A 16,906-nucleotide genomic window follows, 5' to 3' on the forward strand; every position below is an offset into this window, starting at 1 on the left:
CCCGGACCGGCGCCCGGCCGCGTCTGCGCCCGGTTACGCCCCCACGCGCAGCAGCAGCTTGCCCGTGCTCGTGCGGGTGCCCATCAGGCGGTGCGCGTCCGCCGCGTCCTCCAGTGCGAATTCGGCCGTCACCGGCAGGGACACCGTGCCGTCGGCCACCTTCGCGAAGGCCGCTTCGGTCAGGCTGCGCAGTTCGGCCGGGGCCGTGCTCGCGAGGCTCAGGATCGAGAACCCGGAGACGGAGACGCCGAGCGGGTACAGCTCGGGCCGGCCGACGGACCACGGCTCGGCCGAACTCGCGTTGCCGAAGGAGACCAGCCGGCCGAAGACGGCCAGGGAGGCCAGGCCCTCGCGCAGGGTGTCACCGCCGACCGGGTCCAGCACCAGGTCGGCGCCCCGGCCGCCGGTCGCCTCCCGCACCCGCTGCCGGAAGTCGCCGGTGAACACCTCGTCGTAGCCGTGCGCCCGGGCGTGGGCCGCCTTCGCCGCCGAGGACACCACCCCGTACACCGCGCCGGCGCCCGCCGCCCGCGCCAACTGCCCCACCGCCGTGCCGACTCCGCCGGCCGCGCCCTGGACGAGCACCGTCTCGCCGGGCTGGAGCCGGCCCACGGAGTGCAGCAGGGCGTAGGCCGTCGGCACGACCGTAGGGAGGGCCGCCGCCGTGCGCAGGTCCACGCCGGCCGGGAGCGGGAAGACGGTCGCCGCCTCGGCCACCGCCACCTCCGCGTACGCCCCGTGCTCGGTCAGGGCCGCCACCTCCTGGCCGACGGCCAGACCCGTGGCACCCGCGCCGAGCGCCCGGATCCGGCCCGAGACCTCGAGGCCGGGGACGCACGGCAGCCGCGGTACCCGATAGCCCTCCGAACGCGCCTTCAGATCGGCGAAGTTGACGCCCGCCCAGGCCACGTCGACGCTCACCTGCCCGGGCCCCGGCTCGGGCGCCTCGGCCGTCACCGCCGTCAGCACCTCGGGACCGCCGTACCGCTGGAACTCGATCGCACGCATGCCGGACTCCCCGTTCGGCTCAGTGTTCAATGAAAAGCGAACACTCGTGAGTGTATGGTTTTCATCGAACACTCGGCAAGCGGGATCAGCGCGGGCCGGCACCGCGGCGAGGAGGACGGCATGGCCACGAGCAGTCACCGGGCCGCCCCGGAGCACACCCACCCCGACGAGGTGCCCGTGCTCACCGCGCTCGCCGCGCTGGCCGACCCGGTGCGCCTCACGCTCGTCCGGGAACTGGCCGGCTCCGCCGACTGGTCCCGCAGTTGCGGCAGTTTCGACGTACCGGTCGGCAAGGCGGCCCTGAGCCACCACTTCACGGTGCTGCGCGGCGCCGGTCTGGTGGAGCAGCGAGACGAGGGCCCGAAGCGGGTGAACCGGCTGCGGCGGACGGAGTTCGACGCCCGCTTCCCCGGACTGCTCGGCCTGGTGCTCCGCGGCGACTGACCGCCGCACCCCCGGCGGCCTGCGCGCATCGGCGGTGCCGATGGCCCCATCGGCAGGACGCCCCAGCGGCTCGTGGACCGGTCCCGGCGGCCGTCCGTAGCGTCGGCGCCATGACCTCAGAGCACACGGGCACGGCCCAGCTGACCACCGCGATGATGCTGTCCGGCACCCTCGGCGTCTTCGTCGTCGAGTCCGGTGCCCCGCCCTTCGACGTCGTCTTCTTCCGCGTCCTGTTCGGCGCCCTGGCCCTCGGCGGCTACGTGCTGGCCCGCGGATGGCTGCGCGGCCACGGCTTCACCCCGCGCACCCTCGGCCTCGCGGTCCTCGGCGGCGTGTTCATCGTCTTCAACTGGGTGCTGCTGTTCCAGTCGTACGAGAACACGTCCATCTCGGTGGCCACCGTGGTCTACCACACGCAGCCCTTCTACGTGGTGCTGCTCGGCGCCCTGCTGTTCCGCGAGCGGCTCACCGCCGCCCGGGTCGGCTGGATCGGCGCCGCCTTCGCCGGACTCGTCCTCGTCTCCGGGGTGACCCCCGCCGACTTCACCGGCGGCGGCGCGTACCTCACCGGTATCGGCCAGGCCCTGCTCGCCGCCCTGCTGTACGGGCTGTCCACCCTGGTCACCAAGCGGATCACCGGCGTGCGCCCGCACCTGATCGCCCTCGTCCAGGTCCTGGTCGGCATCCCCCTGCTGCTGCCCTTCGCCGACTTCGGCGCCATGCGGGGCACCGGCTGGGACTGGGGCTGGCTGGCCGGCCTCGGACTGCTGCACACCGGTGTGATGTACGTCCTCATGTACGCCGCCTACGCCAAGCTGCCCACGGCCAAGATCGCCGTACTCGCCTTCGTCTACCCGGCCGTCGCGATGGTCATGGACTGGGCGGTGTACGGCCACCACATCGGACTGGTGCAGGCCCTCGGCGTCCCGCTCATCGTCACCGCGAGCCTCAAGGTCACCCTTGCTCGGAAACCAGCCTCCGCGCCTGCTCCACGAACAGCCGGGCATGCGCCGGAAGCCGCTTCCCGGACCGCCACGCCAGCTGCGTGCGAAGCGTGAACGGCGGCTCCCAGGCCAGCCGCACAAGCGTGCCCGCCGCGAGTTCGGCGGCGACCGTCACCTCGGGCAGCAGCGCCGTCCCGAGGCCGGCCGCCGCCGCGCGCTTGGTGGCCTCGATGGTGCCGAACTCCATGAACTCCACCGGCCCCAGCGCCGCCAGCTCCCGCTCGAACAGGTCCCGGTAGGCGCAGCCCGGCTCGGTGGCCAGCAGCGGTCGGCCGGTGAGGTCGGCGGTCGCGACGGGCTTCCCGGCCAGTTCGTGCCCCGGTGCCGCCACCAGCGCCAGCGGCTCCACCGCCAGCACCGTGCTCTGAAGGCCCGGGTGTTCGGTCTCCGCCTCCATCAGGAACCCGACGTCGTAGGTGCCCTGACGCAGCGCCTGCCGGGTCTCGTCGCCGATGGTGGTGCGCAGCGCGAGCCGAACCGCGGGGTGGCGGTGGTGGAAGAACTCCAGCAGCGGGGGCAGCCGGTAGGAGGTCAGGGACTCCATGGTGCCGACGGTGAGGGTGCCGGCCGGCTCCCCGGCGCCGGTGACCGCGGCCCGTGCCTCCTCCGCCAGTTCGGCGATGCGCCGGGCGTAGGGCAGCAGCCGCTCGCCCGCCTCGGTGAGCCGGATCCGGCCGCCGAGCCGGTCGAAGAGCTCGGTACCCAGCGAGGACTCCAGGGCCCGGATCTGACTGGTCACACTGGACTGCGCGTACGACAGCTCGGCCGCGGCCCGCGTGAAGCTCAGGACGGTGGCGACCTTCTCGAAGGTGACGAGCAGCCTCAGTTCCACGGGATCAGTCGTTCCCGGGGTCGTCCCGCTCGAGGGACTTCAGGAACTCGGGGTTGTCGTCGGGCGCGACCCAGCCCGAGCCCGGGTGCCGCTCGGCGGGCGTGCCGCTGTTCGCGGCGGCCGGCTGCCGGACCCTGCCGGTGATCAGCCAGGCGACCGGGCCCACCAGCACCCAGCCGAAGACCAGGACGATGAGCAGCCACACGCCCTTCGGCAGGTGGCGCACCTCTTCCTCGGGGGTGTTGAGGCAGTCGACGAAGGCGTAGATCCACAGCGCCAGCACCAGCAGGACGGGCAGATACCTGAGCATGTCGTGCGATCTCCCGAAGGTGTGGGACGGCCCCGGTGACGAGCCCAGGTTATCGGGTGACGGATACTGAGAGGCATGGCTTACGACGATCTTCGCTCCCTGCTCAGGGCGCTGGAGCGCGAGGGAGACCTCAAGCGCATCAAGGCCGAGGTCGACCCGTACCTGGAGGTCGGGGAGATCGTCGACCGGGTCCAGAAGGCGGGCGGCCCCGCGCTGCTGTTCGAGAACGTGAAGGGCTCCGCGATGCCCCTCGCGATGAACGTCTTCGGCACCGACCGGCGGCTGCTGAAGGCGCTCGGCCTGAAGTCGTACGGGGAGATCTCCGAGAAGATCGGCGGGCTGCTGCGGCCCGAGCTGCCGCACGGGTTCGTGGGCGTGCGCGAGGCGTTCGGGAAGCTCGGCGCCATGGCGCACGTGCCGCCGAAGAAGGTGAAGCCCGACCACGCGCCGGTGCAGGAGGTCGTGCTGCACGGCGACGAGGTGGACCTCGACCGGCTCCCGGCGCTGTTCACCTGGCCCGAGGACGGCGGGTCCTTCTTCAACCTGGGCCTGACCCACACCAAGGACCCCGAGAGCGGCATCCGCAACCTCGGCCTGTACCGCCTGCAGCGGCACGACAAGCGCACCATCGGCATGCACTGGCAGATCCACAAGGACAGCCGGAACCACTACCAGGTGGCGGCCCGGCGCGGCGAACGGCTGCCCGTCGCCATCGCCTTCGGCTGCCCGCCCGCCGTGACCTACGCCTCGACGGCGCCGCTGCCCGGCGACATCGACGAGTACCTGTTCGCCGGGTTCGTCGCGGGCAAGCGGATCGAGATGGTCGACTGCAAGACGGTCCCGCTCCAGGTCCCCGCCAATGCCGAGGTCGTGCTGGAGGGCTGGCTGGAGCCCGGCGAGATGCTCCCGGAGGGCCCCTTCGGCGACCACACCGGCTTCTACACCCCGCAGGAGCCGTTCCCGGCGCTGACCATCGACTGCGTGACGATGCGCAAGCGGCCACTGCTGCAGTCGATCGTGGTCGGCAGGCCGCCCACCGAGGACGGCCCCCTCGGCCGCGCCACGGAACGCTTCTTCCTGCCGCTGCTGAAGATCATCGTCCCGGACATCGTGGACTACCACCTGCCCGAGGCCGGCGGCTTCCACAACTGCGCGATCGTCTCGATCGACAAGAAGTACCCCAAGCACGCGCAGAAGGTGATGCACGCGGTCTGGGGGGCACACATGATGTCCCTGACCAAACTGATCGTGGTCGTGGACGCCGACTGCGACGTGCACGACCTGCACGAGGTCGCCTGGCGCGCCCTCGGCAACACGGACTACGCCCGCGACCTCACCGTCGTGGAGGGCCCCGTCGACCACCTGGACCACGCCTCCTACCAGCAGTTCTGGGGCGGCAAGGCGGGCATCGACGCGACGAGGAAATGGCCCGAGGAGGGTTACACGAGGGACGGCGGATGGCCGGAGATGGTCCTGTCGGACCCGGATACGGCGGCCCTGGTGGACCGCCGCTGGAAGGAGTACGGCCTGTGAGCAGCGCCTCCGCGGCACTACCGCGGCCGGGACGTACCAAGGCGTTCCTGCGCCTGGTGATGATCGAGCACTCGGTCTTCGCGCTCCCCTTCGCCTACATCGCGGCCCTCACCGCGATGTTCCAGCTCGACCGGAACGTCCACTGGGTCCGGCTCCTGCTCGTCACGGTCTGCATGGTGGGCCTGCGCACCTTCGCGATGGCGGTCAACCGGATCATCGACCGCGAGATCGACGCCCGCAACCCGCGCACGGCCCAGCGCGAGCTGGTCACCGGCGCGATGTCGGTGCGGCACGCCTGGACCGGCGCGCTGGTCGCGCTCGTGGTCTTCCTGGGCGCCGCGGCCCTGCTGAACCCGCTGTGCCTGGCCCTGGCCCCCATCGCGGTGATCCCGATGGTGGTCTACCCCTACGGCAAGCGGTTCACGAACTTCCCGCAGGCCATCCTGGGCCTGGCCCAGGCGATGGGCCCGGTCGGCGGCTGGCTGGCGATCACCGGCGAGTGGTCCTGGAACGCGGTGATCCTCGGCCTCGCCGTCGGCATCTGGATCGGCGGCTTCGACCTGATCTACGCCTGCCAGGACGTCGAGACCGACCGCCGGATCGGCGTCAGGTCGGTCCCGGCCCGTTTCGGCATCCCGGCCGCCATCTGGGGCGCCCGTATCTGCCACACCGTCACCACGGCCCTGTTCGTCTGGTACGCCCTCGCCACCCACGCCGGCGCGTTCTTCTGGCTGGGCCTGGTCGTCGTCGCGGGAGCCTTCGGTTACGAGCACACCATCGTCCGCCCGCACGACCTGTCCCGCGTGAACAGGGCGTTCTTCAGCGTCAACGGTTTCATCGGGATCGCTCTGTTCGTGTGCGCGCTGCTGGACCTGCTGGTGCGGGGTCTGACGGTCTGAGCGGGGGGCGTCGCCGCGGTCGGGCCGACCCGTCCTGAACGCGGTTCGGTCCGCCGGTACGCTCAAGGTGTGAACGCAGGAGAAACGCAGCGCGCGCCTTGGATCGTGGGGGTGTCCGGTGCTTCCGGTACGCCGTATGCGGCAGCCGTGCTGCGGGCGCTGCTCGCCGCCGGCGAGGCGGTCGACCTGGTGGTCAGCCGGGCCTCGCGGCTGACGCTGCTGGACGAGACGGGGATCTCGTTCCGGGACGCGCACTGGCAGGAGGACCTGCGGGAATGGCTGGCCAGGGGAGCCGACGGCAAGCCCGGGACGTTCGAGGTGGACGTCAGCGGGGTGCGGTACTGGGGCGCGGGGGACCTCGCGGCGGGACCGTCCTCGGGGTCGTACCCCGCGCGGGGGATGCTGATCGTCCCGGCGTCCACGGCCTGTGTCGCCGGTGTCGCCCTCGGCCTCTCCAAGGACCTGCTGCAGCGCGCGGCGAGCGTCACACTGAAGGAGCGCAGGCCGCTCGTCGTGGCCGTACGGGAGACCCCGCTGAACGGCCAGACCCTGCGGCACATGGTCGCGCTGGACGACGCCGGCGCGAGCGTGGTGCCGGCCTCGCCCGCCTTCTACGCGGGCGCCACCCACATCCAGGATCTGGTGGACTTCGTCGCCGGGCGGGTGCTGGACGCGGCGGGCGTCGGGCACGGCCTGTACCGGCGCTGGAAGGGCGAACTGGGCGGCGGCGCAGCGGGCCGGTAGCGGAGCAAGTCGCAGTACCTCTCATCACTTCGGGAAATCTTCAGCGGAAGGCTTCGATCGCATGGACGCGGTGGACAGGCAGCTCATCCAGGCCCTGAGGGAGAACGGCCGGGCCTCCTACGCGGAGCTGGGGCGCCTCGTCGGCCTGTCGGGACCCAGCGTCACCGACCGCATCAACCGGCTGGAGGCGGCCGGTGTCATCACCGGGTACCGCGCCACCGTGGACTCGGCCTCCCTCGGCCTCGGCGTGATCGCGCTGATCGGCATCTCGCTGTCCGACGCCGCCGACCACGAGGACGTGGCCCAGCGGCTGCGGGACCTGACGGAGATCGAGGACTGCTGGTTCATCGCCGGCGACGACTCGTTCATGCTCAAGGTGCGCTCCACGGACGTGGACGGCCTGGAGAAGACGATCCGGCGGCTGAGCGGCACCAAGGGCGTCTCCCGGACCCGTACCACGGTCGTGCTGTCCACGAAGTGGGAGAACCGGGTCGGGGAGCTGCCCGAAGAGGTCTAGGGATACCGTTGGTCGGGCTGTCGGAGAAAGGTGTTGGCATGGACGTCGGGCTCAAGCGCGAGCTGGAGGAGAAGGTGAGGGCGGGCGTCCGCCTGTCCCGCGAGGACGGCATCGCGCTGTACGAGTCGGACGACCTGGCCTGGCTGGGCGGGCTCGCGCACGAGGTGCGCACCCGCAAGAACGGTGACGTGGTCCACTTCAACGTCAACCGGCACCTCAACATGACCAACGTGTGCACGGCCTCCTGCGCCTACTGCTCCTTCCAGCGCAAGCCGGGGGAGAAGGACGCGTACACGATGCGCATCGAGGAGGCCGTCAAGCTCGCCAAGGCGATGGAGTCGGAGAACCTCACCGAGCTGCACATCGTCAACGGCCTGCACCCGAACCTGCCGTGGCGGTACTACCCGCGTTCGCTGCGCGAGCTGAAGGCCGCCCTGCCGGACGTGTCGCTGAAGGCCTTCACGGCGACGGAGATCCACCACTTCGAGACCATCTCCGGGCTGAGCGCCTCCGAGATCCTCGACGAGCTGATCGACGCCGGCCTGGAGTCCCTCACCGGCGGCGGCGCCGAGATCTTCGACTGGGAGGTCCGGCAGCACATCGTGGACCACCGCACCCACTGGGAGGACTGGTCCCGCATCCACCGGCTGGCGCACGAGAAGGGCCTGAAGACCCCGTGCACCATGCTCTACGGCCACATCGAGGAGCCCCGGCACCGCGTCGACCACGTGCTGCGGCTGCGTGAACTGCAGGACGAGACCGCCGGGTTCCAGGTCTTCATCCCGCTGCGCTACCAGCACGACTTCGTGGACATGAAGGACGGCAAGGTCCGCAACCGGCTCCAGGCGCGCACGCAGATGGCGACCGGCGCCGAGGCGCTGAAGACGTTCGCCGTCTCCCGGCTGCTGTTCGACAACGTCCCGCACGTGAAGGTGTTCTGGGTGATGCACGGGGTGCAGACCGCCCAACTCGCCCTCCAGCACGGCGCCGACGACATGGACGGCTCGGTGGTCGAGTACAAGATCACCCACGACGCCGACAACTACGGCACCCCGAACAAGCTGACCCGCGAGGACCTGCTGGACCTGATCCGGGACGCCGGCTTCCGCCCGGTGGAGCGCAACACCCGCTACGAGATCATCCGCGAGTACGACGGCCCCGACCCCCTGCGCCGGGAGTCCCCGCAGCCGATGCGGGTCTGAAGCACCTCCGGCCCCCGGGGTACCCGGGGGCCATGAGCCCGAGCGGCAGCGGCCCCGAGGACCGCTACACCGCCGCCCCCTTCGTCCCGGCGGGGGCCGGCCTCGACGGGCTGCGCCGGGCCGCGGCCGACTGCCGAGGCTGCCCCCTGCACCGGGACGCCACCCGGACCGTCTTCGGGGCCGGCAGTGCCGATGCCCGGGTGATGCTCGTCGGGGAGCAGCCGGGCGACCAGGAGGACCGGGAGGGCAGGCCGTTCGTCGGGCCCGCCGGCCGGCTGCTGGACCGCGCGCTGGCGGAAGCCGGCCTCGACCCGGCGGACGCCTACGTCACCAACGCCGTCAAGCACTTCAAGTTCACCCGGGCCGAACCGCGCAAGCGGCGGATCCACAAGGCGCCCAGCCTGCGGGAGACGACGGCGTGCTGGCCGTGGCTCGCGGCCGAGCTGGCCCTCGTACGGCCCGAGCTGATCGTGGTGCTCGGCGCCACGGCCGGCAAGGCGCTGCTCGGATCGTCGTTCCGGGTGGGCGAGGTGCGCGGCACCGTGCTGGAGCGGGAGATCCACGGGCGGTCGGAACGGCTGGTCCCGACGGTGCATCCGTCGTCGGTGCTGCGGGCGCGGGACGAGGACCGCGAGGCGGCGTACGAGGGCCTGGTGGCCGATCTGGGAATCGCCGCACACGTACTCGGGTAATAGATACACTCGCCCCATGCCCCTTACCTTCACGCTCGACCCGGCGATCACCCCTGCCCTCCACCAGGGCGTCCTCACGCTGTGGACGGACGTGACCAACGCGGGCGGGGCCGTCGGGTTCGTGCCCCCGGTGACACGGGAGGACATACGCCCGGTACTGGTCAAGCAGCTCGCGGCGCTGGCCGGCGGCGGCATGCGGCTGCTCGTCGGGCACGACGAGGCGGGCGAGGTGGCCGCCACCGCCTTCGTCTCCTTCAACACGCACCGGCTGCAGACGCACTGGGTCTGGCTCTACACGGTGATGGTCCACCCGGCACACCAGGGCAAGGGGTACGGCCGCGAGCTGATGGCGGCCGCCGAGGGCGCGGTCCGCGGCTTCGGCGGCATCGACGCGATCCGGCTCGGCTGCCGGGGCGGCCACGGCCTGGAGCACTTCTACGCCTCCTGCGGCTACAAGGAGGTCGGCCGGGTGCCCGGCGCCATCCGCGTCGCCCCCGGCGACCACCGCGACGACATCACCATGCTGCTCCCGCTGACCTGAGGCGCCGGTGGCCCCCGCGACCCCCCGCGAAGATCGCCCGTCGGGCGTGCTTCACTGGACGATGCACCCGATGGGATTTCGGACCGTACGACACGGAAGAGTGGATTGAGATGCTCCGCTACACGCTGATGCGCCTCGGCATCTTCGCCGGCTGCCTCGTGGTCGTCTGGGGAGCCGTCTACTCCGGCATCTTCCCGCGCGGCTTCGGCAACTCGAACTTCCTGTGGGTGCTGCTGCTCGCGCTGGTGCTGTCGGCGCCGATCAGCTGGGTGGTGCTGCGCCGGGAGCGGGAGCGGGCCTCGGTGCGGATCGTGGACCGGGTGGACCGGATGAAGGCCAACCTGGACTCCAACCGCAACCAGGAGGACGGGGCGGACGACATCTCCCGGGCGCGGAGCCAGGCCTCCTGACCCCCTCGGCCGGCCGATACGCGCCGGCCGCCCCGGCGGCACAACTAGGCTTCTCCCCATGGGTGCCGTGAAGACCAAGCGGATGCCGCGTGCGGTGCGGGAGCAGCAGATGCTCGACGCCGCCGTACGGATCTTCGGCCGGCGCGGGTACATGGCCGCGTCGATGGACGAGATCGCCGAACTGGCGGGCGTCTCGAAGCCGCTGGTGTACCTCTATCTGAACTCCAAGGAAGACCTCTTCACGGCGTGCATCCGCCGGGAGGCCCGGGCCCTGTCGGAGGCGGTCCGCACCGGCGTGCGCGCTGATCTGCCCGCCGACCGCCGGCTCTGGGACGGGCTCCGGGCGTTCTTCGCGCACACCGCCGAGCACCCCGACGGCTGGGCCGTGCTGCACCTGCAGGCCCGTACCCACGGCGAGCTGTTCGCCGCCGAGGTCACCGCGATGCGCGAGGAGATCGTCGCGTTCGTGACCCGGCTGATCGCCGTCGCGGCCCGTGAGGCCCACCGTGATCCGGACCTCGCCGAGCGTGAGGTCGCCGGGCTCGCCGAAGCCCTGGTCGGCGCCGCCGAGTCCCTCGCCGCCTGGGCCAACGCCACCCCGGGCACCACGGCACGGCAGGCGGCGGCCACCCTGATGAACTTCGCCTGGGCGGGCCTGGGCGACCTGATGCAGGGCCGGCCCTGGAGCCCGCCGCGCTTCGAGGACTGAGGCACTGAGCCCGGACGGCGGGCCCTACGGCTCCAGTTGTGGCGTCAGCGCCCGTACCTCGCCGGTCAGGTGCGGGCGGTCCCCGGCCCCGCGCAGTTCGAAACGGCCGGTGCCGTCCGTGCCGTAGGTCACCGTTCCCGGCAGCGGCACCGGCGCCCGGAAGCTGGCCTCGATCCGGGCCGCCTCGGGCGTGCCGTGGGCGGCCAGGCAGCGGGCCACCGTCCACATGCCGTGCGCGATGGCGCGCGGGAAGCCGAAGAGGCGCGCGGTCAGCGGGTGCAGATGGATGGGGTTGCGGTCCCCGGAGGCGGCGCCGTACCGGCGGCCGAGGTCGTCGGGGAGCCGCCACTCGGCGGCCGCCGGAAGCGGTGGCCGCCGCTCCTCGTCGGGCCCCGGCGCCGCACCGGCCCCGGCGCCGGCCCGGTGCCGGGCGAGGTAGGTGCTCCGCGACTCCCATACGGCGTCCCCGCCGGCCCGCAGCTCGGTGACCACCGTGGCCTCGGTGCCGCGCCGGTGCGGGGCGAGACCGGCGATGTGGACGGCGAGTTCGTACTCCCCGGTGGCCGGCAGGCCGGTGCGGCGGACGATCCCGATCGAGGTGTGCACCAGGCCGAGCAGCGGCAGCGGGAAGTCCCGGCCGCTCATCAGGCGCATGGCCAGCGGGAAGCCGAGGACGTGCGGGTAGGTGACGGGCAGCGCGTCCGCGTCGTCGGCGCCGGGCGCGAAGCCGCAGACCCGTTCGTAGGCGGCCAGCCGGGCCAGGTCGACGCGCAGGCCGGGCAGGACCAGCCGGTCGCGCGGGAAGTCCGCCTCCGGGGACGGGCGTTTGAAGGGCGAGCGCAGCGCGCCGCGGGCGAGCAGCGGGGCCAGCGCGGGGGCGGCGGACAGGGTCACGGCGGTCATCTCAGGCTCCCAGCAGGCTCTGGCCGCACACGCGGACGACCTGGCCGTTGACCGCGCCGGAGGCCGGGTGGGCGAGCCAGGCGATGGTCTCGGCGACGTCGGCCGGCAGGCCCCCCTGCGCTAGGGAGTTCATCCGGCGGCCGGCCTCCCGGATGAACAGCGGGATCGCGGCCGTCATCCGGGTCTCGACGAACCCGGGCGCGACCGCGTTCACGGTCACCCCGTGCTCCGCGAGCGCGCGCGGCGCGAGGGACCGTACGAGGCCCACGACACCCGCCTTGCTCGCGCCGTAGTTGGTCTGCCCGGCGTTGCCCGCGAGCCCGGCGATGGAGGCGGTGGCCACGATCCGGCCGTCGGAGCGCAGCGCGCCCTTGGCGAGCAGGGCGTCGGTGGTGCGCAGTACGCCGGCCAGGTTCACCTCCAGTACCGAACTCCAGCGGTCCGCAGGCATGTTGACCAGCCGGCGGTCCCGGGTGATGCCCGCGTTGTGGATCAGGGCGTCCAGTCCGCCGGGGAGGGCGTCCGCGATGCGCTCGCCCGCGTCGTCGGCGGTGATGTCGAGGGTGAGGGCGGTGCCGCCGAGCCGCTCGGCGACCCGGCGGGCGTCCGCCTCGGCGGCGGGCACGTCGAGCACGACGACATGGGCGCCGTCCCGGGCCAGCGTCCCGGCGACGGCCTCGCCGATCCCGCGCGCGGCGCCGGTGACCAGCGCGGTCCGCCCGGCGAGCGGCATCGCCCAGTCGGCCGGGGCGGTGGCCGGCCCGGCGCCGACCTCGACCACCTGGCCGCTGACGTAGGCCGACTTGGGGGAGAGCAGGAAGCGCAGGGTGGACTCGGCGGCGGCCGCGTCGGTCAGCCGGACCAGGTTGACGGTCCTGCCCCGGCCGATCTCCTTGCCGAGCGAGCGGGTGAGACCCTCCAGCGCCTGCTGGGCGGCGGCCTGGTGGTGGTCGGCGGGGTCGAGCGGGGCGCCGAGGACCAGGACCCGGCCGCTCGGCGCGACGGACCGTACGACGGGATGCAGGGCCGCGTGCACCTCGGCGAGCGTCCCGACGTCCCGTACGCCGGTGGCGTCCAGGACGACGGCGGCCGGGTCCCGGTCACCGGCGGTGAGGCCGGTGCGGGCGAGGACGGGGGCCGGGTCGAGGTCGGAGTCCCCGGCCGTGAGATGCAGCAACGGGCCGTCCAGTGACGGGTGTTCGGCCGACCAGCGGCGCAGCTCGGCCGGCTGGGGCAGACCCAGGCGCCGGGTGAGGAAGCGGCCCGGCGCCGTGCCGGTGAAGCTCAGGTAGCGGTCGGCCATGTCCAACTCCCGTGGGACTCGGTCAGAAATGCTTACTCTGGAGTAAGGTTACCGGAGGTAAGCCTACGTCACGGCTGAGGAGCAGGTCGAGATGAGTCCCCTCGCAACCCCGTCCGAACAGCCCCGGGCGCGACGCGTCGCGGTGATCGGCGGCACCCGCCTGCCCTTCGCCCGCTCCGACGGGCCCTACGCCACCGCCTCCAACCAGCGGATGCTCACCGCGGCCCTCGACGGGCTGGCCGAGCGGTACGGCCTCGACCGGCCGGGCGGCGTGGGCGAGTTCGTGGCCGGCGCCGTCCTCAAGCACAGCCGGGACTTCAACCTGGCCCGCGAGACCGTGCTCGGCTCCCGGCTGGACCCGCGCACCCCCGCCTACGACATCCAGCAGGCCTGCGGCACCGGACTCCAGGCCGTCGTCGCCGCCGCCAACAAGATCGCCCTCGGCCAGACCGAGTCGGCGGTCGCGGGCGGCGCCGACACCGCGAGCGACGCGCCCCTCGGCGTCAACGACCGGCTGCGCCGCATCCTGCTGGAGGCCCGCCGGGCGAGGACCGCGGGCGCCCGGCTGAGAGCCCTCGCCGGGATCCGCCCGGGACACCTGGTCCCCGACATCCCGCGCAACGCCGAGCCGCGCACCGGGCTCTCGATGGGCGAACACGCGGCGGTGACCGCACGCGCCTTCGGCATCACCCGGGAGGCGCAGGACGAACTGGCCGCCACCAGTCACCGGCGGCTGGCGGCGGCGTACGACCGGGGCTTCTTCGACGACCTGGTCGTTCCCTTCCGCGGCCTGGACCGCGACCAGAACCTGCGTCCGGGCTCCACCCCGGAGAAACTCGCCGCTCTGAAGCCGGTGTTCGGCCTGAACGACCCCGGGCCCACCATGACCGCCGGCAACTCGACCCCGCTCACCGACGGCGCGGCGCTCGTCCTGCTGGCGAGCGAGGAGTGGGCCGAGGCGCGCGGCTTCCAGCCCCTCGCCTTCCTCACCGCGCACGAGACGGCCGCCGTCGACTTCGCGCACGGTGACGTGGCGGGCGGCGAGGACGGCCTGCTGATGGCCCCGGCGTACGCGGTGCCGCGCCTGCTGGAGCGCACCGGTCTCGGCCTGGACGACTTCGACCTGATCGAGGTCCACGAGGCCTTCGCCTCCCAGGTGCTGGCCACGCTCGCCGCCTGGGAGAAGCGGGGGCTGCCCGCGGTGGACCGGGCCCGGCTGAACGTGGCCGGGTCGTCGCTGGCCACCGGGCATCCGTTCGCGGCGACCGGGGCGAGGATCGTCGCGACCCTGGCGAAGCTGCTCGCGGAGCGGGACGGTCCCGGCAGGGGCCTGATCTCGGTCTGCGCGGCGGGCGGCCAGGGCGTGACCGCGATCCTGGAACGCCCGTGAAATCACCGGTCGATGGGGTGGGACGACGAGTGTGAGCCAGGGAACATGAACGCCTCTCACATGATCTCCGAGGATGCACACCCCCGTTCCCGGACCATTCCCGAACTCGCACAATCCCCCCACAGCCGACCCGTACGATCACCAGCCTGACCGCCGGTAACTCCTTACTGCGGGACAGCCACCGGTGAACGCCTCGCCGCCCGAGGCACGTACGTCAGGCAGCAAGCAGTTCTCCGCTGCACGCCCGAGGAGCCGCCCCGTGTCCACCCCGTACCCGAGCGCCCCGGTCTCCTCCGGCGCCCCCGTCCAGGCCACCGACTACGACGGCCTGCCGGTCCTGGTGGAACCCGAGACCCGGCGGCTGGACGGTGTCGTACGGGAGGCGTACGTCCCACCGTTCGCGCCGCCGGTGCGGCACGGCTCGCTCGCGGAACTGCCGTTCGAGAACGCCGAGGCCGACCCCGGCGCCGTTGTGCTCAGCCGCAGGACGGACGGCGGCCGCTGGACGGACGTGACGGCGGCGCAGTTCGCCGCGCAGGTGCTCGCGGTGGCCAAGGGCCTGATCGCGTCGGGGCTGACACCGGGCGACCGGATCGCCGTGATGGCCCGGACCCGGTACGAGTGGACGCTGCTCGACTTCGCCGCCTGGGCGGCCGGCCTGGTCACGGTCCCGGTCTACCCCACGTCCTCCGTCTTCCAGACCCGCTGGATCCTGCACGACTCCGGCGCGGTCGCCCTGGTCACCGAGACCGGCGCCCAGGCCTCAGCGATGGGCCCCGAACTGGAGCGGCTGCCGGACCTCGGGCACGTGTGGGTGATGGAGCAGGGGCACGTGGACCGGCTCGCGGAGCTGGGCGCCGAGGTACCGGACGGCGAAGTGGCCGTACGGCGGGGCATGCTGAGCCCCGAAACCCTCGCCACGCTCATCTACACCTCCGGCACCACCGGCCGTCCCAAGGGCTGCGCCCTCTCGCACGGCAACTTCTTCGCCGAGGTCGACAACGCCGTCCAGCTCCTCCACCCGGTCTTCCGGACCGGCTCGGCCGAGGAGGCGTCGGTCCTGCTGTTCCTGCCGATGTCCCACGTCTTCGGGCGGATGGTGGCGATCGCCTGCGTACGCGCCCGGGTCAGGCTCGGGCACGCGCCGAGCCTGAAGGCCGAGGACCTGCTGCCCGACCTCGCCGCCTTCCGGCCGACCTGCCTGCTGACCATCCCGTACATGCTGGAGAAGATCTTCAACTCCGCGCGGGCCAAGGCGGAGGAGGGCGGCCGGGCCGCCGCCTTCGACCGGGCGACCACGGTGGCCGTGCGGTACGGCGAGGCGCTCGAGGCCCGGCAGACCGGCACCGGAAGCGGCCCCAACCGGGCGCTGCGCACGACCCGTTCCTTCTACGACCCGCTCGTCTACCGGCGCATCCGCAACGCCATGGGCGGCCGGGTCAAGTTCGTCATCTGCGGCGGCTCACCGCTCGGCCGGCGTCTGGCCGCGTTCTACGCCGGCGCCGGGATCGAGGTCTTCGAGGGATACGGCCTGACCGAGACCGCCGGCGCCTCCACGGTCACCCCGCCGCTCAAGCCCCGGCTGGGCACGGTCGGCTGGCCGCTGCCCGGCACCCGGGTGCGGATAGCGGCGGACGGGGAGATCCTGCTCGCCGGCGACCACGTGCTGCGCGGCTACTGGGACCCGCAGGCCGGCGGAGTCGTTCCCGCCACCCGGGACGGCTGGCTGCCCACCGGCGACATAGGCGAGCTGGACGACGAGGGCTACCTGACCATCACCGGCCGCAAGAAGGAACTGCTGATCACGGCCGGCGGCAAGTCGGTGGCCCCGGCGCCGCTGGAGAACTGGCTGCGCCAGCACCCGCTGATCTCCCAGGTCATGCTCGTCGGCGACGGCCGGCCGTACGTCGCCGCGCTCATCACCCTCGACCCCGACGGCATCACCCACTGGCGCCAGATGAACGGCAGGCATCCGGTGCCGCCGGAACTCCTGGTCGGCGACGCCGAGCTGGAAGCCGTCCTGCAGCGGGCCCTGGACGAGGCCAACAAGCTGGTGTCCCGCCCCGAGTCGATCCGCAGGTTCGCCGTGCTGCCCGTGGACTTCACCGAGGAGGCGGGTCAGCTGACACCCTCGATGAAGCTGCGCAGGGAACGGATCATGCAGGACTTCGCCCAGGAGGTCGAGGGCCTCTACGCACGCTGACGCGTTCGGCGCGCGAAGCGGGGAAACGGCCGGACAGAGGCGCTAACCGGCTGCTCTGTCCTTGCCGGGAAACCGCCCCCGGCAAGTGCCCGGGAACCGGTAGCGTACAAGGCGGGTCCTGTGGTGCCCACGGTTCGTCAACCCCCCTCAGAAGTACCCGTTCCGGGCACTCGCACCACCTCGGGAACCGGCCGGGACCGGATCGGTATCGGCCGCTCGTAGCCTGCCTTTCCACCCCCGCCTACTCCGTCCCCCCGAGCAG

General features: G+C 72.6%; 18 protein-coding genes. 13 read left to right on the forward strand and 5 right to left on the reverse strand.

Annotated elements, in window-relative coordinates; translation table 11 throughout:
• Window positions 1-33: 33 nt before the first annotated feature.
• The gene (locus AB0924_RS20685; RefSeq protein ID WP_366912121.1) at window positions 34-1,008 is read right to left on the reverse strand and encodes a zinc-binding dehydrogenase; all 975 of its coding nucleotides are present in this window, start codon (window positions 1,006-1,008) and stop codon (window positions 34-36) included.
• A gap of 120 nt (window positions 1,009-1,128) precedes the next feature.
• Between AB0924_RS20685 and AB0924_RS20690 the strand changes: the two genes are divergently transcribed.
• Window positions 1,129-1,452: a transcriptional regulator gene (locus AB0924_RS20690; protein WP_358928372.1), complete on the forward strand. Its 324-nt coding sequence runs from the start codon at window positions 1,129-1,131 to the stop codon at window positions 1,450-1,452.
• Between the two features lie 110 nt (window positions 1,453-1,562).
• Window positions 1,563-2,510: a DMT family transporter gene (locus AB0924_RS20695; protein ID WP_358928370.1), complete on the forward strand. Its 948-nt coding sequence runs from the start codon at window positions 1,563-1,565 to the stop codon at window positions 2,508-2,510.
• On the opposite strand, the gene AB0924_RS20700 is transcribed toward AB0924_RS20695, so the two are convergent.
• A complete protein-coding gene (locus AB0924_RS20700) occupies window positions 2,407-3,288 on the reverse strand; it encodes a LysR family transcriptional regulator (protein ID WP_358928368.1) in 882 nt (293 codons plus the stop codon). The two genes, AB0924_RS20695 and AB0924_RS20700, sit on opposite strands and share 104 nt — an antisense overlap.
• Window positions 3,289-3,292: 4 nt before the next feature.
• Window positions 3,293-3,598, reverse strand: coding sequence for a PLD nuclease N-terminal domain-containing protein (locus AB0924_RS20705; protein ID WP_358928366.1), 306 nt, complete (start codon window positions 3,596-3,598; stop codon window positions 3,293-3,295).
• Between the two features lie 75 nt (window positions 3,599-3,673).
• Here AB0924_RS20705 and AB0924_RS20710 point away from each other — a divergent pair, with 75 nt between their 5' ends.
• From AB0924_RS20710 to AB0924_RS20750, 9 genes are all read left to right on the forward strand, one after another.
• Window positions 3,674-5,131, forward strand: coding sequence for a menaquinone biosynthesis decarboxylase (locus AB0924_RS20710; RefSeq protein WP_358928364.1), 1,458 nt, complete (start codon window positions 3,674-3,676; stop codon window positions 5,129-5,131).
• Complete coding sequence (mqnP, locus tag AB0924_RS20715; RefSeq protein ID WP_358928362.1) at window positions 5,128-6,030, forward strand: menaquinone biosynthesis prenyltransferase MqnP; 903 nt, start codon at window positions 5,128-5,130, stop codon at window positions 6,028-6,030. Before AB0924_RS20710 ends, mqnP begins: the two co-directional genes overlap by 4 nt.
• A gap of 69 nt (window positions 6,031-6,099) precedes the next feature.
• Window positions 6,100-6,774, forward strand: coding sequence for a UbiX family flavin prenyltransferase (locus tag AB0924_RS20720; protein ID WP_358928360.1), 675 nt, complete (start codon window positions 6,100-6,102; stop codon window positions 6,772-6,774).
• Window positions 6,775-6,835: 61 nt separating this feature from the next.
• Entirely contained in the window at window positions 6,836-7,291 is a 456-nt protein-coding gene (locus AB0924_RS20725) for an Lrp/AsnC family transcriptional regulator (protein ID WP_358928358.1), read from the forward strand.
• A gap of 38 nt (window positions 7,292-7,329) precedes the next feature.
• The gene (gene mqnE, locus AB0924_RS20730) at window positions 7,330-8,493 is read left to right on the forward strand and encodes an aminofutalosine synthase MqnE (protein WP_358928356.1); all 1,164 of its coding nucleotides are present in this window, start codon (window positions 7,330-7,332) and stop codon (window positions 8,491-8,493) included.
• 32 nt (window positions 8,494-8,525) lie between these two features.
• On the forward strand, window positions 8,526-9,185 hold the full coding sequence (locus AB0924_RS20735; protein WP_366912122.1) for a UdgX family uracil-DNA binding protein: 660 nt from the start codon (window positions 8,526-8,528) through the stop codon (window positions 9,183-9,185).
• Between the two features lie 16 nt (window positions 9,186-9,201).
• Window positions 9,202-9,726 carry a GNAT family N-acetyltransferase gene (locus AB0924_RS20740; protein ID WP_366912123.1) on the forward strand — a complete coding sequence of 175 codons (525 nt, stop codon included), beginning with the start codon at window positions 9,202-9,204 and terminating at the stop codon, window positions 9,724-9,726.
• A 110-nt stretch (window positions 9,727-9,836) separates the two neighbouring features.
• Complete coding sequence (locus AB0924_RS20745) at window positions 9,837-10,136, forward strand: DUF4229 domain-containing protein (protein ID WP_358928349.1); 300 nt, start codon at window positions 9,837-9,839, stop codon at window positions 10,134-10,136.
• 58 nt (window positions 10,137-10,194) lie between these two features.
• Entirely contained in the window at window positions 10,195-10,845 is a 651-nt protein-coding gene (locus AB0924_RS20750; RefSeq protein WP_358928347.1) for a TetR/AcrR family transcriptional regulator, read from the forward strand.
• A 24-nt stretch (window positions 10,846-10,869) separates the two neighbouring features.
• On the opposite strand, the gene AB0924_RS20755 is transcribed toward AB0924_RS20750, so the two are convergent.
• Window positions 10,870-11,748 carry a MaoC/PaaZ C-terminal domain-containing protein gene (locus AB0924_RS20755; protein WP_366912124.1) on the reverse strand — a complete coding sequence of 293 codons (879 nt, stop codon included), beginning with the start codon at window positions 11,746-11,748 and terminating at the stop codon, window positions 10,870-10,872.
• 1 nt (window position 11,749) lies between these two features.
• Entirely contained in the window at window positions 11,750-13,051 is a 1,302-nt protein-coding gene (locus AB0924_RS20760) for a 3-oxoacyl-ACP reductase (protein ID WP_358928342.1), read from the reverse strand.
• Window positions 13,052-13,142: 91 nt separating this feature from the next.
• On the opposite strand from AB0924_RS20760, the gene AB0924_RS20765 reads away from it, so the two are divergent.
• Entirely contained in the window at window positions 13,143-14,441 is a 1,299-nt protein-coding gene (locus AB0924_RS20765) for an acetyl-CoA C-acetyltransferase (RefSeq protein ID WP_366912125.1), read from the forward strand.
• Window positions 14,442-14,700: 259 nt separating this feature from the next.
• On the forward strand, window positions 14,701-16,644 hold the full coding sequence (locus AB0924_RS20770) for an AMP-dependent synthetase/ligase (protein ID WP_358928338.1): 1,944 nt from the start codon (window positions 14,701-14,703) through the stop codon (window positions 16,642-16,644).
• Window positions 16,645-16,906 lie beyond the last annotated feature (262 nt).

The organism is Streptomyces sp. NPDC047869 (assembly GCF_040704065.1).
Classification (GTDB): domain Bacteria; phylum Actinomycetota; class Actinomycetes; order Streptomycetales; family Streptomycetaceae; genus Streptomyces.